The organism is Solilutibacter silvestris (assembly GCF_050574925.1).
GTDB classification, from domain to species: Bacteria; Pseudomonadota; Gammaproteobacteria; order Xanthomonadales; family Xanthomonadaceae; genus Solilutibacter; species Solilutibacter silvestris_A.
The window spans coordinates 894,896-914,352 of record NZ_JBCMOO010000002.1 but is presented as its reverse complement, the minus strand read 5'-3'; the positions used below and the strand labels follow the sequence as shown (position 1 = coordinate 914,352).

Genomic DNA, 19,457 nt, shown 5'->3' with positions numbered 1-19,457 from the left:
CATCAGGCCTCGCAACGCCATGACCGCGCAATCCAGACCCGTCTCCGTCTTCGGCGTGCCCACCGATATCGGCGCCGCCCACCGCGGCGCATCGATGGGGCCGGAAGCGTTGCGCGTCGCGCGCCTGGTCGAATCGATCGCCGCCCGCGGCATCGACATCCGCGACGAAGGTAATCTCGGCGGCCCGCGCAATCCGCTGACCAAGCCGGTCGACGGCTATCGCCATCTCGAGGAAGTGGTGGCGTGGAATCGTTCGATCATGGCGATGTCGACGCGCATCCTCGGCGAAGGCCGCATGCCGATCATGCTCGGCGGCGACCATTGCCTGGCGATGGGTTCGATCACCGCGGTCGCCGACCATTGCCGCGCCAACGGCAAGAAGCTGCGCGTGCTGTGGCTGGATGCGCATGCCGATTTCAACACCCGCGACATCACGCCCAGCGGCAATCTCCACGGCATGCCGGTCGCCTGCCTGTGCGGACTCGGACCGAAGGAGCTGGTGGAGCTGGGCAAGCATGTGCCGGCGCTGCTTCCGGAGCAGATCCGCCAGATCGGTATCCGCTCGGTCGACGCTGGCGAAAAGCGCCTGGTGCGCGAACACGATCTCGACATCTACGACATGCGCTACATCGACGAGATCGGCATGCGCAGGGTGATGGAGGAAGTGCTGGACGGCGTCGACGCCAATACCCATCTGCATGTCAGTTTCGACGTCGACATGCTCGATCCGCACATCGCGCCCGGCACCGGCACGCGCGTGCCCGGCGGCGTCAACTATCGCGAAGCGCAATTGATGATGGAGATGATCGCGGATACCGGCCTGATGGGCTCGCTGGATCTGGTCGAAGTGAATCCCGCGCTCGACAAGCGCAACGCCACCGCGAAGCTCGCCGTCGATCTCGTCGAGAGCCTGTTCGGGAAGTCGACCCTGATGCGCGATTAGCGCATCAGCGAAATCAGGATCGAAGATGCACGACTGAACGCGCATCGTGGAAACGCCCCATCCATGTGACAGACCCGCGGCTGAACGGCATTGCACATTCATCTAGTGCAATGCGGCGTGCATACTTTTTTAGAACACGCAGCTCACTTTTGTTGAATGAAAGCGCGCCCAGAATCGTTCCTGCGATCAGCGTGATCATCGCGCTGACGCAAAACGAGGAGTACGCAATGAACAAAGACATCATTTCCGGCAAGTGGGAACAGGTGAAGGGTAGTGCCCAGGCCAAGTGGGGCAAGCTCACCAACGATGATCTCGATGTTGCCGAAGGCGACGCCAAGTATCTCGCCGGGCGTCTGCAGGAACGCTATGGCTGGCAACAGGACCAGGCCAAGCGCGAAGTCGACGAATTCCAGAAGACATTGCAATAACGCACAACAGGTTCCGTGTCCTCGGAACACAGCGATGGGTCGCGAAAGCGGCCCATCTTCTTCAAGTACAAATTGCTGTGGTCTCGATATGAGAGGACAACATGAGGGTGCAGCGAATTTTGTCCTACGCATGGCACGGATCATTCAGTTGGGTAACTCGTAACCGGGAAACCTGCGATTGATTTTTTGAGAGCCCCGTCATATTTTCAGGGCGTGAAGACTTTTTTCGCCCTCGCTACGGTTTTGTGCCTGCTGGGATGCAAACGGGCGCCCGCACCTGACGCACAGACGCCAGCTGCTAGCCCCGTGTTCAAGCCGGCAGCCGTGCCGACGAATGTTTCCGAAGCCGCTACTTCGGGTGCTTCGGGAAAACCGGCTCCTCAAGAAACTAAGTCGGTTGTGAGTTCACGGGCTCCACAACAGGTGGTCGCCTCTGTCGTACAAAAATCAGGGAGCGATTCACCCAAGCTGCGCCCCTCCTATGACGAATGCATTAGTGCTGCCGGCGGCGTGACGCCGTCGATGCACGACTGCATCGACGCAGAATACAGGTTTCAAGATGCACGTCTGAATAGTGCCTATAAGGCATTCATGGCAAAACTTGGTGGAAAAGAGCGAACAAAGCTTCGCGATGCCCAAAGGCACTGGATTGCAAAGCGGGACGAACAGTGCGCATCCGATCCCGATAGCGGGCAGGCCGGAGCGCTGGACGCCTACGAATGTCGTCTTGAACTGACGGCAAATCGAGCCGCCGAACTCGAATCCCATTGATTTTCTATTTGCGTGCAATGGGCTACCAGGCAGGGAGATAGAAGGTGAGTGGAGGCGAATGGGAGTTGGGTCAGACTTCGAAGCAGTACGAAACTGGCGGCCGCGGTGCGAATACGGTTTCATCCGGGATCGATGATCCCGGGGGCGTGTCCTATGGCTCGTACCAAATGACGTCACAGAGCAAGGCCCAAGATGGCACGGTCGTTATCGGTGGAACCGTGGCCGCGTTCCTGAAGAGCACGAAGTACGGCGAAGAATTCAAAGGGCTGACGCCGGGAAGTGCTGATTTCAGCGCGAAATGGAAAGAGGTCGCAAAAACGGATCCCTCATTCGCGGAAGAACAACACGACTACATCAAACGGACGCATTACGACAAATTGGTCGACAGGCTGAAGGACAAGGGGTTGGATTTGTCCGATCGTGGCCATGCGGTGCAGGATGCGATGTGGAGTACGGCTGTTCAATATGGCCCCGGAAGCGACAAAAAGCCTGGGGGATCAGGTGTTTTCCTGAAAGCGATGGAAGACAGGTTCGGCAAGGGCTATGACCTTGAAAAAATCTCGGACAAGAAAATCATCGAAGCGGTCCAGGACTACAAGGCCGATCACGTCAAAGAGTTGTTTCCTCGGGTGAAGAAACAAAAGACCCTTGATTCTTTGGAAAACCGCGCAGAAAACGAAAAGGCGGATCTGCTCAAGCTAGTTGATCAGGAAAAGTCGATTAAAAGGGAATCTTCGATTGACCCCACTCAGGGAAACCCGAACAAGTCTGCACATGCTGTCGCGGAGACACTTGATCCTAGGGATCGCGCTATTTACGACCGTATCCGTTCCGGCGCTCCCCAGAATGTCCAGGATGATGCAGTGCTCCAGGCTACGGCTGACCTAAAACAGGCAGGGTTAACCAGCGCCCAAAGCATTGACAAGATCGCGCTTCACAACGGAGCACTCTTCATTACAAGTGACCACACTGCGGGCTATGCTCATAGCAAGACAATGGTGGATGGGCAACAACAAGTTCCCGCACGGGCCGCCCAACAAATCGAGCAGGTCAATCAGCAACAACAACAGAACCAGGCCTTCCAGCAGCAACAGCAGCAGTCTCAAACTATGTCGATGGGGCTTGGCTGAGCATTTGCCGAGTTAGATACACCAAAGGCCTGTCGTGCAGTTCCAATTTTAATCGCCGCGCGGCGGATCGGGCACGAAACCGCCAGGGAATGGTTGCGGGCGACGGTTGACCGGCGGACGCCAGTTCGGAATCACGCCGATGCGGCGCAAGGTGGCGACATCGTTGTAGCGCACGCTCACCACTTCGGTCGGGCGATTGCTGGCGCGACGGAATGTCGTCGAATCGACTGGCGACCATTGCGATTCGCCGTGGCCGGTGCCGATGCGTTGCGGTGCCGCGTTGCGCGACTCCGCGACGTTCCCTGCGTTGGGCGCTGCGGCATCCGCCGCCGCCGAGGCTTCGCCACGCGACTTGTTGGCTGCGCCCTCGTACGAGCGCGGCAGCATGATCGGTGGTGGCGGCAGCGGGCGGATGCGGCGTTCGCGGAACACGGCTGCGCCGATCACGCCGATGTTGTCTGGGCGTCCGGTGCGCGCGGCGTAGCTGTCATCGACATCGGTGAACACGAACTGCGCGACGCGCTGCATCGACTTGCGCCAGCCGTCGATCTCGGCGCTCTGGCCGGGTTCGAGCACATAACCCGATTGCTCGGTCGCCGCGGTCTGGCCGCTGATCGCATTGACGCCATCGACCGACAGCACCACCAGCAGGCGTTCCCCCGAAGTATTGATCAGGCGCACCGAATAGCGATGGCCGGGGGCGCCCGGCACCCAGGTATCGCCGCGATGCCGGTATTCCGGCAGGGTCGAGCCGCTGTCGCGATCGACGATTGAGAGATCGAGCCAGTCGCCGGCACGGGCGACGCCTGGAGCAAAAGCCAGCGGTGCCAGTGCGAGGAGGCAGGCGCAGGACAGCGGGAGGGAGCGGGGCATGGCGGTTCTCCGTGGGGATCCTGTAGACCAGCAACGCACCGGCGCGGGGAACGGGGTTGGCCGTTACACTGGCGACACACGATTTGCCATTCGATTCGCCATCCGTTCATGGACAACCGCAAGACCCGCATCCTCACCGGCATCACCACGTCCGGCACGCCCCACCTCGGCAACTACGTCGGTGCGATCCGCCCGGCGATTGCCGCCAGCCGCGCCGACAATGCCGAAAGCTTCTATTTCCTCGCCGACCTGCACAGCCTGATCAAGGCGCAGGATCCCGCGCGCACCCAGCGTTCCACGCTGGAGATCGCCGCGAGCTGGCTGGCCTGCGGACTCGATCCCGAACGCGTGTGGTTCTATCGCCAGAGCGACATCCCCGAGATCAGCGAGCTCACCTGGTTCCTGACCTGCGTCGCCGGCAAGGGCATCCTCAATCGCGCCCACGCCTACAAGGCGGCGGTCGACAAGAATCGCGCCGAAGGCGAGGACGACGATGCCGGCGTGACCGCCGGCCTCTTCATGTATCCGGTGCTGATGGGCGCCGACATCCTGATCTTCAATGCCGACCAGGTGCCAGTCGGACGCGACCAGATCCAGCACATCGAGATGGCGCGCGATTTCGGCCAGCGTTTCAACCACATCTATGGTCGCGAATACTTCACGTTGCCGGAAGCCCTGGTGGACGAGGAAGTAGCGACGCTGTCCGGTCTCGATGGCCGCAAGATGAGCAAGAGCTACAACAACACCATTCCGTTGTTCGCGCCCCGCGAGCAGCTGAAGAAGCTGGTGTTCTCGATGCTCACCGATTCGCGTGCGCCGGGTGAACCGAAGGAGACCGAAGGTTCGCCACTGTTCCAGTTGTACAAGGTATTCGCGAGCGCCGAGGAAACCGCAGCCTTCGCGCGTGCCTACGCCGATGGCATCGGCTGGGGCGATGCCAAGCAGCAGGTCTTCGAGATCGTCGATCGCGAGATCGCGCCGCTGCGCGAACGCTACGAGGCATTGATGGCGCGACCGCAGGATATCGAAGTCATCCTGCGTGATGGCGCGAAGCGCCTGCGCGAGCGCTATGCGATGCCGTTCATCGCCGAGCTGCGCGAAGCGGTCGGATTGCGTGACCTGTCGAACGCGAGTGCGGTCGCGGATCCGGACGACGAAGCACCCGTCGAAGCGCCGGTGCCGACTTTCAAGCAGTACCGCGAAGCCGACGGCAAGTTCTATTTCAAGCTGATGCAGGGCGATCGCCTGTTGCTGACCAGCATCGGCTTCGATTCGCCGCGCGATGCCGGCCGACGCGTCGCCGCGATGAAGGAGGGCGCGCTGGAAGGCAACGAGGACTTCCGGCTCGCCGATGGCGTCAGCAGCGATGAGGTCAATGCTGCCTTGGCGCGCTTTGTCGCGGCGCAACTCGAGCAGAACTGACGCTCACCAGGTTTCGCGCATCCACGTGTCGGCGACTTCGCCGGCACGCGCGGGATCGCTGGTGACAAGCACCAGGTTGTGGTCGTGGTCGCTGTAGAGCACCTCGATATTCACGCCGGCGTCGGCCATGCGCTGCGTCAGCAGGCCAAGCTGTCCCGGTCGCGACTGATGCAGTCGCAGCATCACCACCTCGCTGACGCGCGCGACATTCAATCCGCGATTTTCCAGCGCGGTGCGCGCGGCGTGGCCGTCGACGAACAGGAAGTGGGCGACGCCGCGTCCTTCCACCACCCAGGCGCCGCCGCCTTCGATGCTCAACCCGGCATCCGCCACGGCGGCACCCATCTTCGCCAGGGCGCCCGGAACATCGTCGAGCAGGATCGCGACGTCATGCATGGTCCGTGTCTCCTTCGATCACCGGTTCGTGGGTGATGCGCGACTTCACCGAATTGGCCAGGAAGCAGCGGTCGTGCGCCTCGGCGTGGGCGGCGTGGAATTCATCGGGCGGCGGTGCGACGCCGGCGAAACGCACGCGTGGCCGCAGCACGACTTCGGCGACCATTTCGCGGCCATTGGCGGCGGTGCCCATGTGGCCGAGGGCATCGTCGCTGTAGTCGTCCACCGTCCAGCCGCGTTCGGCGGCGAGCGACAGGAACCACAGCATGTGGCAACTGGCGAGACTGGCGACGAAGGCTTCCTCGGGATCGACCAGCGTCGGATCGGAGAATGGCGTGCGCACCACGTGGGGCGAGGACGATGCGGCGATGCGCGCGCCGCCATCGAAGCTCCAGTCGTGCACGCGGCTGTAGCGATTGTCGGTGAAGCGCGCGCCATCGCGTCGCCATTCGATTCGGGCGGAATGGGTACTCATGCGGGTTGCAGGTCTCCAAGTCTGGTCAAAAGATCGTCCACCAGCCGTTTGCGGCTGCTGTGCGGATATTCAGCGGGGGAAAAGGGCATGCAGCTTCCGGCGTAATCGAGGACCAGCGCATGCAACTCAGTCCTGGAAATGGCATCCGGCGTGATGGTGCTGCCGTTGTGCGTCACCGCGGTCAGCTTTTCCTGCAGGATTTCCTTGCGCGCGATGGACGATGCGCTGGACGGATCGGCAACGCAGAGATTGAAGGTTCCATCGAGGAAGCTTTGCCATGCCGATTCCGCTCTCCGTTCGATCCCGCTCGGGATTTCATTCCCTTCGTCATCGAATGCATCGGCCAGGCGCCATGTCGTTTGATTCAGGCTCGTCAGCGCCTGCCTGAATTCGCGAGTGAAAGCATCGTGCATGGCATGGGCATCGTTCAATCGCCTTGCCAACGCGATCCAGGGGGATGCGGCGGTCCTGAAGTAGAGGCCGGGCGCGGCATCGCCGGCAGGAGAGGCGCCGAACACACGCGAGGAGATCATTCCATTCGCGGCAACGACATAGGACGGCCCCGGGGCGGCGATTCCAGCCAAATCACGCAAGTCTGCCGTCGTGATGCCACAGTGCGCGGCGAATTCCGCCTCGGTCTGGAAATGGGTCGCGAGGTAGGCAGCGATGGCGTCCATGGGCGTTCCGGCAGGGCACGACACCACTGTAGACCTTGAATGACGAGAATGTTTCGACCATGATCGAAGCATGGGCGCACGCGATCCCTGGCAACCCGATATCGCACGGTTGGCGGCACTGATCGCCGATCCGGCGCGGGCACGCATGCTGGTGGCGTTGCTGGGCGGGCAGGCGCTCACCGCCGGGGAACTGGCGCGGATCGCCGACATCACCCCGCAAACCTGCAGCAGCCATCTCGCCCGCCTGCGCGAAAGCGGACTGCTGAAGATGGTCGCGCAGGGGCGGCACCGCTATTACGCATTGGCGGATGCGCGCGTCGCGGCCTTGCTCGAACATCTGCACGATCTCGCCGGCGACCAGGTGCCGACCGACCTGCAACTCGGACCGAAGGACGCGCAGCTGCGTCGCGCACGCGTGTGCTTCGATCATCTCGCGGGCGAAAGCGGAGTGCGGATGTTCGATGCGTTGATGCGTCGACGCTGGTTGCGGCGTATCGGCGATGCAATCGAACTCACGCCGGCCGGCGAATCGGGGTTGTCCGGATTCGGCATCGATGTCGATGCCTTGCGCGCGCAACGCAGGCCGCTATGCCGCAGCTGCCTCGACTGGAGCATGCGCAAGCCGCACCTGGCAGGCGGGCTTGGAGCCGCCTTGCTCGATCATTTCTTCGATGCCGGTTGGGCGAAGCGCCAACGCGGCAGCCGCATCGTGGTGTTCAACGCCGAGGGGCAGCGGCGGTTCGATGCCCTGTGCGACTCGACGCGGGCCTGATTGCTTTAGTCAATCCCAGCTTTTCGGCGCGGCGCCGCGTTCGGGATGATGCATCTTCACCACGCAGAAGCGTTGGCCGGTCGGTGCTTCCATCACCCACCAGCGCTTGACGAAGGCGATCTTCTTCGCGCCCAGCTTCTCGAGACGATCTGCTTCGGCATCGACGTCGTCGGCCTCGATGTCGAGGTGGACGCGCGAGGGATGCGTGACCTTCTGCACTTCGATGTGCAGGTCGCCCGGCGTGTCGCCGAATTGCTGGTATTCCGACGTCGCGTCGCCGGCATCGCGATTGGCGATGGTGCAGCCCAACGCCTGCGACCAGAAATCGGCCGCGGCGTCGAGGTCATCGGTCTGGCAATCGATGATGAAACCGGCGAGACGACTGCGATGCGCCATCAGTTCGGCGATGCCATGTCGTCGAGCAGCGCCTTGAGGAAGCGCGCGGCTTCGCCGCCGGTCGCGGCGCGATGGTCGAAGGTCAGCGAGATCGGGATGCGGCGATGCACCTCGATGCCGCCCATCACCGCGACCACGTCGTGCGAGAGCTTGCCGGCGCCGACGATGGCCACGCACGGCGGTACCACCACAGGCGTCGCGTAGCGGCCGGCGAACATGCCGAAGTTGGACAGCGAGATGGTGTAGCCGCTGAGCTCGCTGGACGGGATCGAACGATCCTCGACCTGCGCGCGCAGGCGCTTGATCGCCGCACGCACGCCGTTGCCGTCGAGCATGTCGGCGTTGCGCAGCGCCGGGACGAACAGGCCGTCATCGGTATCCACCGCGATGCCGATGTCGACCTGCGGATGCAGGGTGCGGGTGAGGTTGGCGCCGTCGAACCAGGCGTTGAGCGCCGGCACCGTCTTGCAGGCGGTGACGATCGCGCGCACCAGGCGCGAGGTGATGTCCTGCTTGCCGATCCATGCATGCAGGTCGGCATCGTCGACCAGCGTGGTCGGGACGACTTGCGCGTGCGCGTCGGCCATCACGCGCGCCATGTTGCGGCGCACGCCCTTGAGCTGTTCCGGCTGGCCGGTGACGGCCACGCCCGGCGGCTGGGTGCGCATCGGTTTGCCCGACTGTGACAAGGTGCTGCGCTGTTGCGCCGGTGCTGCAGCGGCAACCGGTGCATCGACGGCACGCTGCGCCGGCGCGGCGCCGATTTTCGCGGAACCATCTGCGGCGGCCTGCTTCACGTCCTGCATCGTCACCACGCCGTCGGGGCCGCTGGCGCGGACGCGGGCGATGTCGACGCCGAGCTTGCGCGCCATCGCGCGCACCGCGGGCACGGCCTTGACGCCACCGATGCTGGTCGCCGCTTCGGCATGCACGGAATCGCCGACCTGCATCGCGCCGACCACGGTGCCGGCGTCTTCGCTCTTGGCCGCAGCAGGTGCCGGCGCTGCGGCAGGCGCCGGTGCCGGTGCGCCGCCATGGTGATGGCCGGTGTCCTGGCCTTCCGCGCGCTGCGGCATGTTGGGATCGATCTCGAACTCGGCCAGCATGTGGCCGGTGATGATCACGTCGCCTTCGCCGCCGGAAAGTTTCAGTACCTTGCCACTGACCGGCGAGGGCACGTCGACCACGGCTTTCGCCGTTTCCATCGACACCAGGTTGTCGTCGAGGCGGATGGTGTCGCCTTCCTTGACGTACCACTTGACGATGGTGGCGTCGGGCAGGCCTTCGCCGAGGTCGGGGAGATTGAAAGTCTTGTTCGCCATGTGTGTTCCTTACTTGTGCGCCATCGCGCGGTGCGCGGCGGCGGCGACCTTGTCCACGCTCGGCATGAACTTCATTTCGAGGCGGAACAGCGGGATGTGGGTGTCGTAGCCGGTGACGCGCTCGACCGGCGCCAGCAGGTCGAACAGGCATTCCTCGGCGATGCGCGCGGCGATCTCGGCGCCGAAGCCGGCGGTCTTCGCCGCTTCGTGCACGATCACGCAGCGGCCGGTCTTGGCCACCGACTCGGCGATGGTCGCGAAGTCGAGCGGCTTCAGCGTGGCGACGTCGATCACTTCGGCGCTGATGCCTTCCTTCGCCAGGGCGTCGGCAGCTTCCAGCGTTTCCTTGACCTGCGCGCCCCACGTCACCAGGGTGATGTCGCTGCCGTCGCGCAGCACGAAGCAGACGTCGAGCGGCAATGCCTCGCCGTCATCCGGCACCAGTTCCTTGTACTGGCGATAGATGCGCTTGGGCTCCATGTAAATCACCGGATCGGGATCGCGGATCGCGGCCAGCAACAGGCCGTAGGCGCGCTGCGGCGACGACGGCATGACCACGCGCAAGCCGGGCACGTTGGTGAAGATCGCTTCGTTGGCTTCGGAATGATGTTCCGGCGCGCGGATGCCGCCGCCCCACGGCACGCGCAGCACCATCGGGCAGTGCAGGCGTCCGCGCGTACGATAGCGCATGCGCGCGGCGTGGCTGACGATGAAGTCGACCATCGGGTACATGAAACCGTCGAACTGCGCTTCCGCGACCGGCTTCATGCCCTGCGAGGCCATGCCGACGGTCAAGCCGGCGATCGTGGTTTCGTCGAGCGGCGTGTCGAGGATGCGCTGGTCGCCGAAGCGCTGCTGCAGGCCGGCGGTGGCGCGGAACACACCGCCGTTGACGCCGACGTCCTCGCCGAGCACGACGACGGAATCGTCGTGGGCGATTTCATAGGCCAGCGCCTGCGTAATCGCTTCGATCAGCGTGATCGGTTGTGCTTCCTGGCCGCTCATGCGCGCTTCTCCAGGGCGATGGCGGCATCGCGTTGTTCGCGGATATCGGCGGGCATGTCGGCGTACAGGTAATCGAACATCGCTTCCACCGGCTGCACCGGCGTCTCCAGATAGGCGTTGATTTCAACGTCGACGACCTTGCCGCATTCCTCGATCCACGCGGCTTCTTCCTGTTCGCTCCACACCTTCTTGTCGATCAGGAATTTGCGCAGGCGGAGGAAGGGCTCGCGCGTCCAGGCGTCCTTCACTTCGTCCTCGCCGCGATAACGGCGGGCGTCGTCGGCGGTGGTGTGATCGTGCAGGCGATAGGTCATGAACTCGATCACGCTGCCGCCTTCGCCCTTGCGTGCGCGTTCGTTGGCGCGGCGCATCGCTTCGAGCACGGCGATCAGGTCGTTGCCGTCGACCTGCAGGCAGCTCAAGCCACCGGCCAGGCCCTTCTGCGCCAGCGTCTGCGCGCCGGTCTGCGATTTGCGCGGCACCGAAATCGCCCAGCCGTTGTTGATCACGCACAACACCAGCGGCAGCGAATACGCGCCGGCGGAATTGACCGCGGCGTAGAAATCGGTCTTCGACGAGCCGCCGTCGCCGCAGCAGGCGACCGCGATGCGCGGCTGCTTGCGCAGCTTGAACGCCAAGGCCGCGCCGGCTGCCATCAGGCATTGGGTGGAAATCGGCACGCACCACGGGTAGTCGTTGCGCGGGCCTTCGAAATCATTGCCGCGCTCGTCGCCGCCCCAGTACATCAGCACTTCGCGCGGACGCACGCCGCGCATGAATTGCGCGCCGTATTCGCGGTAGCTCGGGGCGAACACGTCTTCGGGCGCCATCGACGCACCGATGCCGACATGCGTCGCTTCGTGGCCGAGGCTGGCGGCATAGGTGCCGAGCTTGCCGGTGCGCTGCAGGGCGATTGCCTTGGAGTCGAAGGTGCGCACGAACAGCATGCGCTTGAACAGCGGAACCAGCTTGGCGGGATCGTTGAACGCCGCCGGCAGTGGTGCCGCCAGCGTGCCATCGGGCTTGAGGTATTGCAGGTATTCGATCTCGAACGATGCAGCGATGGTCATCTGGGCTCCGTGGGCGGACCAAGACCGCCAATGATACCGGCGGAGTAGAAAACTCCCGTTGCGCGCTGCGCAAATGCCGGGCGCCAAATGGAAAACCCGGCCGGAGCCGGGTTTTCCTGGTGATGCACGGGAACGGCAATCAGGGCACGCCGACGATGCGGTTGCTGTAGTTCGCCGAATTGTTGCCGGAGACCGGGTCCGGCGTGCTTGCGGACGCGCTGGCGTTCAAGTTCAGGCTTTGCGTGCTGTTCGGGCGCGCCGGGATGGTGATGGCGAAGTCGAACTGCTGGCGCTCACCGGAGGTGAACTCCATCGTGGACTGGCAACGCGTGGTGAAATCGCCGCTGCCGCCGGTGGTCGTGCAATTCCAGCCCGTGGGCGCGCCCAGCGAGACGTTCGCGGCCGGGGCGTCGCCGTGCAGGACCAGCACGGGTTGCCACGCCGTGTCCGGTCCGGCATTGCGGAGTACCACCGGGAAGGATTCGACACGGCCGTAGTGCAGCTTCTTCGCCGGTCCGGACATCGAAACCGCAAGATCGGCGTTGGCATTGACCGTGACCACGGCATCGGCGCGGTTGTTGCCGCCGGCCGGATCGGTGGTCTGCGAGGTCGTTGCCATCGCGACATGCAGCTTGCCGCCGCCGTTCGCAGGAGGCGTGACCACGCTGATCGAGAACGCGGCGTGTGCGCCCGCGCCCAGCGACGGCGTGGCGCAGGCGACGGTGGTGGTCGTCGCGGACACGACCGGCTGCTCGCAGATCCAGCCCGCCGGTGCGGAGACTTGCGGCGAGACCTGCGCGTCGAAGGCGAAGGCGACGCTGGCCGCTTCCGCCGCACTCGGACCGGCGTTGGACACGTCGGCGACGAACTGCGCGGCGTCGCCCACGTGCACCGAGTCCGTGCGCGCGACGAGCACGGCCGCGAGGTCGGCGCTGCGGAACGCCGGCACTGCGATCGCGATCCGCACCGGGTCGTGGTCGGACACGCGCACCGGCACGCTGGCGTTGCCGAAGTTGTCGACGCCGAACTCGGCGTTGATGCGCGCGTGATCCACCCGCACGCCGAGCGCGGAGTCCAGCAACGCACGGTTCAGCAGCGCGTGGTCGAGCGATTGCGCATTGCCCTGGAACACGTAGGAGTAACGCTCCGCCGGGTCGGTGATCAGCGACGAGCCGTCGACCAGCGGCGTGGTGACCGGGCTCGGCACCCAGGTCAGCACCTGGTCTTCCGGCACCTCGTTGCCGCGGATGATGCCGAGCACGTCGACATAGCCGTCGTTGAACTCGAAGGCGTTGAAGTCGCCGAGGAGGGCGATGTGCTGCGACGGGTCCGCCTGCTGCAGCTGCTGCATCAGGTTGGCGAGGTAGGCGGCCTGCGCGGCGCGCTTGGCGCGCACGCGGGCACCGCCGGTGGACCAGCCGTTGCCGCCGGCGGTCACGTCGTCGACGCCGTTCAGTGAACGCAGGTGGTTGATGATCACCGTGACCGGATAACCCGCGCCGTTGTCCTGGTGCACCACCGCGCGCAGCAGCAGCGGCGGGCGGTCATTGAGCAGGCTGGTGCTGCCGTCCGGATTGGCGAAGGTCGTGGTCTTCCCGTACTGGGTTACTTCGGCCACTTCCACGCGCGGCACGCCGGCGCCGTTGTCGCCGGTTCCAATCAGGCGGGTACTGACGAGGAAGCCGACGTCGATGCCGCCGACGTCGTTGCCTTCGACCAGGTACGGAACGTACTTCGGTGCACGCGGGCAGGTGCCGTTGATGCGGTCGGCGAGCAGCTGCAGCACGTGCAGGTTCTCGACCTCGACCACGCCGAGGATGTTCGGCGCCTTCAGGTAGTCGCAGATCGCGCCGCTGGTCTTGCCGAGGCGCTTGTCCAGCGCGGCCGCGGTCAGGGTCGGCGCGCTGTTGCCGTCGGCGACGTCATCGAAGAAGCGCTCGAGGTTGAAGCCGCCGATGGTCACGTCTTCGTAAGCGACGTCCGGAACCGGCTGCGGCGCCATGCCGCCGGATACCGTCGGCGGCGTCGCGCTGTCGGGGAGCAGCGCCCAATCGGCGTCGTAGTAGTCGAGCACGCCGACCAGGCCGTCGACCTGCGCGCCCTTGTCGACCGAGATCGGCTGCGCGCCGATCTGCTGGAAGCTGCGCACCATCAGCCGTTCCGGATTGTGGTCGAAGCGCGGCGGATGCTTGTCCGCTGGCACCGGGACTGCGTCGAGCACGTCGAGTCCGGCCTCGCGGAACGGCGTGGCCGTGGTCGGCAGGGTGACGTAGAACACGCCATCGCTGGTGGAGGTGGCATTGGCCTCGTCGATGCTGCCGTCGGAGGCGCCGACCACGATCGAGTGGGCGACGCTCACGCGCATGCCTTCATAGCGTTCCAGCGTGAGCGGCGTGGCGGCCGGCGACAGCTCGGCGGCGCCGAGTTCGATCGGCGCGGGCAGTGCGTTGCCGGTGCTGACGACCTCGACCGTGGGCGACACGATTTCGGTGATGCTGAGCTGGCTCGGGTTGGAGGCGGGCGTGAATTCGCTCACCTTGCCCGTCACGCGCACGCGGTTGCCCACCGCGGCCGACGCAGGCGGCGCGCTGCCGGTGTAGACGAACACGCCGTCGGAGGTGGCCGGGTTGCCGTCGCCGGTCGGATCCTGGAGGAAGAAGCCGCTGTTGTACTTGCGCGCGGTGACCACGCCTTCGGTGATCACGTTCTCGCCGTTGTGCGAAGACACCAGGTCGGCCCCCTGGATTTCGGGAATGGTCAGTGCGGTCGGCGGCGCCGGCGGGGCGGAGCCGCTGTTGCGCGGGGCGGGGGCGCCGGTCGCGAAGTCGGCCGCGTTGTTGTTGCTGTCGATGGCGCCATCGCCCTTGCGCAGGATCGCGCTGGAGTTGCTGGGGGCGGGGGCGGCTGCGCTGCCTTCGAAGCAGTTGGCGCCGCCGAAGCCGACCAGGTCCAGGACCGCGCCACCCAGCGGGCAACTGCCGCTGAGCGTGGTCTGGGCGCCCACCAGTGCGACCTTGCCCGCGGTCGCGGACATGGGGATCGTGCCGGTGGCGTCGGGCGCGGGCAGGCTGGTCGTACCGCCAGTGCCGTCGGCTTCCTTGACCAGGTAATAGGCGCCCGGCGCGATGCTGCCGGAGAGGTTGGTGCGCTGCCAGCCGGTGCCTGCGGCGGAGGTGTATTGCACGCTCCAGCCGTCCACCGACACCGCGGTCGCGCCGTTGTTGCGCAACTCGATGAAGTCGCTCTTCAGCGTCGCGCCGGAATTGCCGCCGCCCCCGTAGATTTGGCTGATCACCACCTGCGCATTCGCGGCACCCGCGACGAAGGTCAACAGGAAAGCAAGCGCCCAGCGGCGCATGGAAGCGTTGGTCATCTGGTTTTTCCCCTCAAAGTGGCGCACGCGGGGCGCCATGATTCGATGATGCCCCAAATCGATGCCAATGATGTGACAGCCGACCCACTTCAATGGCGCATGCGAGAATCGCCGGATGAGCATCGAAGACAACACCCGCGCGCTGGAAAGCGGCATCCATACGGACCTGTCCGGACGCATGACCTATGCCGGCTACCTGCAGCTGCCGACGCTGCTGTCGGCGCAGCAACCGCTGTCGCAGCCACCGCACCACGACGAGATGCTGTTCATCATCCAGCACCAGACGTCCGAGTTGTGGCTGAAGCTGCTGGTGCACGAACTGACCGCAGCGGTCGAACAGTTGCGGGAAGATCGCGTCTGGCGCTTCGGCAAGATCGTCGCGCGCTGCAAGCGCATCCTCGACCAGCTCACCGCGCAATGGTCGGTGCTGGAGACGCTGACGCCGTCCGAGTACCTGGAGTTCCGCGACATCCTCGGGCCGTCGAGCGGCTTCCAGTCGCGCCAGTACCGCACCGTCGAATTCCTGCTCGGCAACAAGAATGCGGGCATGGTCAAGGTGTTCAAGCACGACCCGGTCGAACAGGCGGCGCTTGAAGCGGCATTGCTCGCGCCGAGCCTCTACGACGAATTCCTGCGCTACCTCGCGCGCTGGGGCCACGCGATCCCCGAACGCCACCTGCAACGCGACTGGTCGATCGCGCACGCCAGCGATCCCGAACTGCTGCCGGTGTTCCGCAATATCTACGAACACACCGACCAGTACTGGCGCGAATACCAGTTGTGCGAAGACCTGGTCGATCTCGAGACGCAGTTCCAGTTGTGGCGCTTCCGCCACATGCGCACGGTGATGCGGGTGATCGGTTTCCGCCGCGGCACCGGCGGTTCCTCGGGCGTCGACTTCCTCAAGCGCGCGCTCGACCTGACCTTCTTCCCGGAACTGTTCGAGGTCCGCACCCACCTCGGCGTGGAAGGCGAATGATCCCGCAGGCGTGACCGCTGCCCGGAAATCACGGGGATGAATGGGGTTCCGGTTTGACGGCGACCGCCAAAGTCCGGTAAATCTCGCAGGATTGCCCACCGGGCGCCTGTTCACCCAAGGAAAACCGCATGACCACAGCCATGCCCGATCGTGTCGAGCCTGCCGGCCCGGCGATGGAAGCGCCCAGCAACGGCAACCCGCCGGATTTCGCCACGATGATGGGGCACCCACGGCCGCTGTGGATGCTGTTCATGACCGAGTTCTGGGAACGCTTCGCGTTCTACGGCATTCGTTGGGCGATGGTTCTCTACATCGTTGCGCAGTTCAAGAACGGCGATCCCGCCGGACAGAAGGACGCCAGCCACATCTACGGTGCCTATCTGGCATTGGTCTACGCCGCCGCGATCTTCGGCGGTTACATCGCCGACAAGCTGATTGGCTACCAGCGCTCGATCCTGACCGGTGCGCTGATCATGGGCGCCGGGTTGTTCATGCTGGCATCGCCGACCGAACCGCTGTTCAAGCTCGGTCTCGCGACGGTCATCGTCGGCAACGGCATGTTCAAGCCGATCATCTCGACCCTGGTCGGCAAGATCTACCGGCAAGGCGATGAACGCCGCGACTCCGGCTTCACCATCTTCTACATGGGCATCAACCTCGGCGCGATGATCTCGCCGATCATCACCGAGTACCTTGCGCGCAACGTCTTCGGCATGGGCGACCAGCCGGCCTACAAGGTGGTGTTCGTCGCTTCCGGCGTCGGCATGATCCTGAGCTTCCTGTGGTTCTGGTTCGGCCGCGCGCAATTGAAGGGCGTGGGCGCACCGGATGCCGCGCAATCGAGCGTCGCCCGTCTTGCCGGCGTGATCGTGGCCAGCCTGGTGATCGGCATTCCGCTCTACTACTTCCTGCTCAACATCGACGCCAAGATCCTCAACTGGATCCTGATCGCCTGCCTGATCGGGCCGGCCATCATGCTGGTGGTCGAGGGGCTGCGCGAAGGCAAGGTGCCGCGCGACAAGGTGGTCGCGATGCTGATCATCCTCGTCTTCAACGTGTTCTTCTGGGCCTTCTTCGAGCAGGCCGGCAGCAGCTTCACCTTCCTCGCCGACAAGATCGTCAACCGCGACCTTGGCTTCACCATCTTCCAGAACGCATGGTTCCAGTCGGTGAACTCGGTGGCGATCATCTGCCTCGCGCCGATCATCGCGTGGATCTGGGTGAAGATGGGCCGCAACAATCCGACCATCCCGCGCAAGTTCAGTCTTGGCCTGATCTTCAATGGCCTGGCCTTCCTGTTGCTGATGTTCGCGCTGTCGTCGCTGGTGGACCCGACGACCGGCAAGATCCCGTTCTGGACGCTGTTTGCGGTGTACTGGATCCAGTCGATCGGCGAGCTGTGCCTGTCCCCGATCGGTTTGTCGATGACGACCAAGCTGGCGCCAGCGCGCCTGACCGGTTTCGCGATGGGTGCGTGGTTCCTGTCGATTGCCGTGGGCAACAACCTGGCCGGCCTGTTCGCGGGCGAGGCCAGCGGCGAGGGTGGCATGACCGTCCAGTCCGCGCATGCGGCCTATACGCAGGGCTTCTGGATCCTGATGATCGCGGGCGTGCTGCTGTTCCTGGTCGCACCGCTGGTCAATCGCCTGATGCACGGCGTGAAGTAATCCGCGCCGATGCGAAAACGGCGACCTTCGGGTCGCCGTTTTTGTTTGCGGGTGATGAAACGTCTCAACCCTGTGGCGCGTCGCCGTCCTTGCCGGCGTGTTCCGCGCGCAACTCCATCTCGTCGAGGCGGTCGAGCAGGCGGAACAGCAGGGCGCGTTCTTCCTCCGCCATGCCTTCCAGCATCTGGCGCTCGAAGCCCAGCGCCAGCGGCGCGATCTGGTCGTAGATGACATAGCCGGCCTCGGACAGCCGCAGCACCGAGCGGCGGCGGTCGTCGTCGTCGAAGTCGCGGGCGATCCGTCCGGAATCGAGCAGGCGCGCCACCGCGCGGCTCACCGCCACCTTGTCCATCGCCGTGCGCTGGGCGACCTGGGTCGCCGACAGGCCCGAATAGCGCCCGAGGACCGCCATGACCCGCCACTCGGTGATGCTGAGGGCGAAGCGCTGCTGGTATTCGCGGGCGATCGCGCCGCTGATGCGATTGGACAGCACGCTCAGCCGGTAGGGCAGGAAGCGTTCCAGGGCGAGTTCGGCGTGGCGGGCAGGGCGGGGCTTGGTCATCCGGGAGGGGGTACCTTGAGATGGTTGCAATTGAAACTATAGAATGGGGGTTCAACGAGAGGAAGCTTGCCATGAACGCGCAACCCAACGTCGGCATGACCGTCACCACCTTCGAGAACCCGATGGGAATCCACGGATTCGAGTTCGTCGAGTTCGCGGCGCCGGCCGGCCAGGGCCAGGCCATGCGCGCCTACCTCGAGAACCTCGGCTTCACCGCGGTGGCCAAGCACAAGTCGCGCGACATCACCCTGTTCCGCCAGGGCCGGATCAACTTCCTGCTCAACGAAACCGCCGACTCCTTCGCTTCCGATTTCGCGCAGAAGCATGGCCCGTCCGCCTGCGGTTTCGCGATCCGTTTCCGCACGCCGAGCGCCGAAGTGTTGAAGCATGTGCTGGCCAACGGCGGCGAAAAAATCGACTTCCGCGCCGAGACTGGTGCGGTCGATGCGCAGGTGATCAAGGGCATCGGCGATTGCATGCTCTATCTGATCGATGACGGTCGTGAGGACCTTTACGTCGATTTCGTGCCGCTGGCCGGCGTCGACCAACATCCGCCGGGTTTCGGGCTGACCTTCATCGACCACCTGACCCACAACCTCTTCCTCGGCAACATGCAGAAGTGGTCGGATTACTACGAGAAGCTGTTCAACTTCCGCGAGATCCGCTACTTCGACATCAAGGGCGCCAAGACCGGCCTGCTGTCCAAGGCGATGACCGCGCCGGACGGCATCGTGCGCATCCCGCTCAACGAATCCAGCGACGAGAAGTCGCAGATCAACGAATACCTGCGCGAATACAACGGCGAAGGCATCCAGCACATCGCGCTGTTCACCGACAACATCTACGACACGGTGGAAGCGATGCGCGCCAAGGGCGTCGATTTCCTCGACACGCCGGACACCTATTTCGACGTGATCGACATGCGCGTGCCCAACCACGGCGAGGACGTGCCGCGCCTGGCGAGGAACAAGATCCTGATCGACGCCGATCCGGAAACGCACCAGCGCAAGCTGCTGCAGATCTTCACCAAGAACGCGTTCGGTCCGATCTTTTTCGAGATCATCCAGCGCAAGGGCAACGAAGGCTTCGGCGAAGGCAACTTCCAGGCGCTGTTCGAATCGATCGAGCGCGACCAGATGCAGCGCGGCGTGCTGTAATCGATCCGGCCAACACCAGCGAAGAAGCGCCATGACCAT

General features: G+C 64.4%; 20 protein-coding genes. 9 read left to right on the top strand and 11 right to left on the bottom strand.

The window, feature by feature from the left end:
• Nucleotides 1–19 precede the first annotated feature (19 nt).
• Nucleotides 20–943, top strand: a complete 924-nt coding sequence (gene rocF / locus ABE093_RS04800; protein ID WP_430759696.1) for an arginase — start codon at nt 20–22, stop codon at nt 941–943.
• Between the two features lie 13 nt (nt 944–956).
• Here the strand turns inward: rocF and ABE093_RS04795 are convergent, their stop codons facing one another.
• The gene (locus ABE093_RS04795; protein ID WP_430759695.1) at nt 957–1,142 is read right to left on the bottom strand and encodes a hypothetical protein; all 186 of its coding nucleotides are present in this window, start codon (nt 1,140–1,142) and stop codon (nt 957–959) included.
• Between the two features lie 28 nt (nt 1,143–1,170).
• Here ABE093_RS04795 and ABE093_RS04790 point away from each other — a divergent pair, with 28 nt between their 5' ends.
• The 3 genes from ABE093_RS04790 to ABE093_RS04780 all read left to right on the top strand — a co-directional run bounded on the left by ABE093_RS04790 (nt 1,171) and on the right by ABE093_RS04780 (nt 3,272).
• Complete coding sequence (locus ABE093_RS04790) at nt 1,171–1,371, top strand: CsbD family protein (RefSeq protein ID WP_430759694.1); 201 nt, start codon at nt 1,171–1,173, stop codon at nt 1,369–1,371.
• Between the two features lie 306 nt (nt 1,372–1,677).
• A complete protein-coding gene (locus tag ABE093_RS04785; protein WP_430759693.1) occupies nt 1,678–2,142 on the top strand; it encodes a lysozyme inhibitor LprI family protein in 465 nt (154 codons plus the stop codon).
• Between the two features lie 44 nt (nt 2,143–2,186).
• Nucleotides 2,187–3,272 (top strand): peptidoglycan-binding domain-containing protein, encoded by a 1,086-nt coding sequence (locus ABE093_RS04780; RefSeq protein ID WP_430759692.1) that lies wholly within the window; start codon nt 2,187–2,189, stop codon nt 3,270–3,272.
• Nucleotides 3,273–3,320: 48 nt separating this feature from the next.
• Here the strand turns inward: ABE093_RS04780 and ABE093_RS04775 are convergent, their stop codons facing one another.
• Nucleotides 3,321–4,145 (bottom strand): hypothetical protein, encoded by an 825-nt coding sequence (locus ABE093_RS04775; RefSeq protein WP_430759691.1) that lies wholly within the window; start codon nt 4,143–4,145, stop codon nt 3,321–3,323.
• Nucleotides 4,146–4,253: 108 nt separating this feature from the next.
• Here ABE093_RS04775 and ABE093_RS04770 point away from each other — a divergent pair, with 108 nt between their 5' ends.
• The gene (locus tag ABE093_RS04770; RefSeq protein WP_430759690.1) at nt 4,254–5,567 is read left to right on the top strand and encodes a tryptophan--tRNA ligase; all 1,314 of its coding nucleotides are present in this window, start codon (nt 4,254–4,256) and stop codon (nt 5,565–5,567) included.
• Between the two features lie 3 nt (nt 5,568–5,570).
• Here ABE093_RS04770 and ABE093_RS04765 read toward each other — a convergent pair whose 3' ends face one another.
• Genes ABE093_RS04765 through ABE093_RS04755 form a run of 3 tightly spaced genes read right to left on the bottom strand, consistent with a single transcriptional unit; the run spans nt 5,571 to nt 7,115 of the window.
• Nucleotides 5,571–5,963: a hypothetical protein gene (locus tag ABE093_RS04765; protein WP_430759689.1), complete on the bottom strand. Its 393-nt coding sequence runs from the start codon at nt 5,961–5,963 to the stop codon at nt 5,571–5,573.
• Nucleotides 5,956–6,438, bottom strand: a complete 483-nt coding sequence (locus ABE093_RS04760; RefSeq protein WP_430759688.1) for an OsmC family protein — start codon at nt 6,436–6,438, stop codon at nt 5,956–5,958. The genes ABE093_RS04765 and ABE093_RS04760 overlap by 8 nt, the downstream gene beginning before the upstream one ends.
• Nucleotides 6,435–7,115, bottom strand: coding sequence for a DUF6058 family natural product biosynthesis protein (locus tag ABE093_RS04755; RefSeq protein ID WP_430759687.1), 681 nt, complete (start codon nt 7,113–7,115; stop codon nt 6,435–6,437). The genes ABE093_RS04760 and ABE093_RS04755 overlap by 4 nt, the downstream gene beginning before the upstream one ends.
• Nucleotides 7,116–7,185: 70 nt before the next feature.
• On the opposite strand from ABE093_RS04755, the gene ABE093_RS04750 reads away from it, so the two are divergent.
• Entirely contained in the window at nt 7,186–7,887 is a 702-nt protein-coding gene (locus tag ABE093_RS04750) for an ArsR/SmtB family transcription factor (protein WP_430759686.1), read from the top strand.
• 9 nt (nt 7,888–7,896) lie between these two features.
• Here ABE093_RS04750 and ABE093_RS04745 read toward each other — a convergent pair whose 3' ends face one another.
• From ABE093_RS04745 to ABE093_RS04725, 5 genes are all read right to left on the bottom strand, one after another.
• Nucleotides 7,897–8,283 carry a VOC family protein gene (locus ABE093_RS04745; RefSeq protein ID WP_430759685.1) on the bottom strand — a complete coding sequence of 129 codons (387 nt, stop codon included), beginning with the start codon at nt 8,281–8,283 and terminating at the stop codon, nt 7,897–7,899.
• Nucleotides 8,283–9,605: a dihydrolipoamide acetyltransferase family protein gene (locus ABE093_RS04740; RefSeq protein WP_430759684.1), complete on the bottom strand. Its 1,323-nt coding sequence runs from the start codon at nt 9,603–9,605 to the stop codon at nt 8,283–8,285. The genes ABE093_RS04745 and ABE093_RS04740 overlap by 1 nt, the downstream gene beginning before the upstream one ends.
• 9 nt (nt 9,606–9,614) lie before the next feature.
• Complete coding sequence (locus ABE093_RS04735) at nt 9,615–10,610, bottom strand: alpha-ketoacid dehydrogenase subunit beta (protein WP_430759683.1); 996 nt, start codon at nt 10,608–10,610, stop codon at nt 9,615–9,617.
• Nucleotides 10,607–11,680: a pyruvate dehydrogenase (acetyl-transferring) E1 component subunit alpha gene (pdhA, locus tag ABE093_RS04730; RefSeq protein WP_430759682.1), complete on the bottom strand. Its 1,074-nt coding sequence runs from the start codon at nt 11,678–11,680 to the stop codon at nt 10,607–10,609. Before pdhA ends, ABE093_RS04735 begins: the two co-directional genes overlap by 4 nt.
• A gap of 139 nt (nt 11,681–11,819) precedes the next feature.
• Nucleotides 11,820–15,053 carry a lamin tail domain-containing protein gene (locus tag ABE093_RS04725; protein ID WP_430759681.1) on the bottom strand — a complete coding sequence of 1,078 codons (3,234 nt, stop codon included), beginning with the start codon at nt 15,051–15,053 and terminating at the stop codon, nt 11,820–11,822.
• 115 nt (nt 15,054–15,168) lie between these two features.
• Between ABE093_RS04725 and ABE093_RS04720 the strand changes: the two genes are divergently transcribed.
• Nucleotides 15,169–16,032, top strand: coding sequence for a tryptophan 2,3-dioxygenase (locus ABE093_RS04720; protein ID WP_430759680.1), 864 nt, complete (start codon nt 15,169–15,171; stop codon nt 16,030–16,032).
• Nucleotides 16,033–16,172: 140 nt separating this feature from the next.
• Complete coding sequence (locus ABE093_RS04715; RefSeq protein ID WP_430760087.1) at nt 16,173–17,699, top strand: peptide MFS transporter; 1,527 nt, start codon at nt 16,173–16,175, stop codon at nt 17,697–17,699.
• Between the two features lie 64 nt (nt 17,700–17,763).
• On the opposite strand, the gene ABE093_RS04710 is transcribed toward ABE093_RS04715, so the two are convergent.
• On the bottom strand, nt 17,764–18,261 hold the full coding sequence (locus ABE093_RS04710; RefSeq protein ID WP_430759679.1) for a MarR family winged helix-turn-helix transcriptional regulator: 498 nt from the start codon (nt 18,259–18,261) through the stop codon (nt 17,764–17,766).
• 71 nt (nt 18,262–18,332) lie between these two features.
• Between ABE093_RS04710 and hppD the strand changes: the two genes are divergently transcribed.
• Nucleotides 18,333–19,418 carry a 4-hydroxyphenylpyruvate dioxygenase gene (gene hppD, locus ABE093_RS04705; protein ID WP_430759678.1) on the top strand — a complete coding sequence of 362 codons (1,086 nt, stop codon included), beginning with the start codon at nt 18,333–18,335 and terminating at the stop codon, nt 19,416–19,418.
• The last annotated feature ends 39 nt before the right edge of the window (nt 19,419–19,457 follow it).

Excerpts from the sequence above, each read along its gene's own strand:
- ABE093_RS04715 (WP_430760087.1), top strand. The coding sequence starts at position 16,173 with ATGCCCGATCGTGTCGAGCCTGCCGGCCCGGCGATGGAAGCGCCCAGC.
- ABE093_RS04770 (WP_430759690.1), top strand. The coding sequence starts at position 4,254 with ATGGACAACCGCAAGACCCGCATCCTCACCGGCATCACCACGTCCGGC.
- ABE093_RS04725 (WP_430759681.1), bottom strand. The coding sequence starts at position 15,053 with ATGACCAACGCTTCCATGCGCCGCTGGGCGCTTGCTTTCCTGTTGACC.
- ABE093_RS04795 (WP_430759695.1), bottom strand. The coding sequence starts at position 1,142 with ATGATCACGCTGATCGCAGGAACGATTCTGGGCGCGCTTTCATTCAAC.
- ABE093_RS04750 (WP_430759686.1), top strand. The coding sequence starts at position 7,186 with ATGGGCGCACGCGATCCCTGGCAACCCGATATCGCACGGTTGGCGGCA.
- ABE093_RS04790 (WP_430759694.1), top strand. The coding sequence starts at position 1,171 with ATGAACAAAGACATCATTTCCGGCAAGTGGGAACAGGTGAAGGGTAGT.
- ABE093_RS04755 (WP_430759687.1), bottom strand. The coding sequence starts at position 7,115 with ATGGACGCCATCGCTGCCTACCTCGCGACCCATTTCCAGACCGAGGCG.
- rocF (WP_430759696.1), top strand. The coding sequence starts at position 20 with ATGACCGCGCAATCCAGACCCGTCTCCGTCTTCGGCGTGCCCACCGAT.
- ABE093_RS04720 (WP_430759680.1), top strand. The coding sequence starts at position 15,169 with ATGAGCATCGAAGACAACACCCGCGCGCTGGAAAGCGGCATCCATACG.
- ABE093_RS04740 (WP_430759684.1), bottom strand. The coding sequence starts at position 9,605 with ATGGCGAACAAGACTTTCAATCTCCCCGACCTCGGCGAAGGCCTGCCC.
- ABE093_RS04710 (WP_430759679.1), bottom strand. The coding sequence starts at position 18,261 with ATGACCAAGCCCCGCCCTGCCCGCCACGCCGAACTCGCCCTGGAACGC.
- pdhA (WP_430759682.1), bottom strand. The coding sequence starts at position 11,680 with ATGACCATCGCTGCATCGTTCGAGATCGAATACCTGCAATACCTCAAG.
- hppD (WP_430759678.1), top strand. The coding sequence starts at position 18,333 with ATGAACGCGCAACCCAACGTCGGCATGACCGTCACCACCTTCGAGAAC.
- ABE093_RS04765 (WP_430759689.1), bottom strand. The coding sequence starts at position 5,963 with ATGCATGACGTCGCGATCCTGCTCGACGATGTTCCGGGCGCCCTGGCG.
- ABE093_RS04735 (WP_430759683.1), bottom strand. The coding sequence starts at position 10,610 with ATGAGCGGCCAGGAAGCACAACCGATCACGCTGATCGAAGCGATTACG.
- ABE093_RS04745 (WP_430759685.1), bottom strand. The coding sequence starts at position 8,283 with ATGGCGCATCGCAGTCGTCTCGCCGGTTTCATCATCGATTGCCAGACC.
- ABE093_RS04760 (WP_430759688.1), bottom strand. The coding sequence starts at position 6,438 with ATGAGTACCCATTCCGCCCGAATCGAATGGCGACGCGATGGCGCGCGC.
- ABE093_RS04775 (WP_430759691.1), bottom strand. The coding sequence starts at position 4,145 with ATGCCCCGCTCCCTCCCGCTGTCCTGCGCCTGCCTCCTCGCACTGGCA.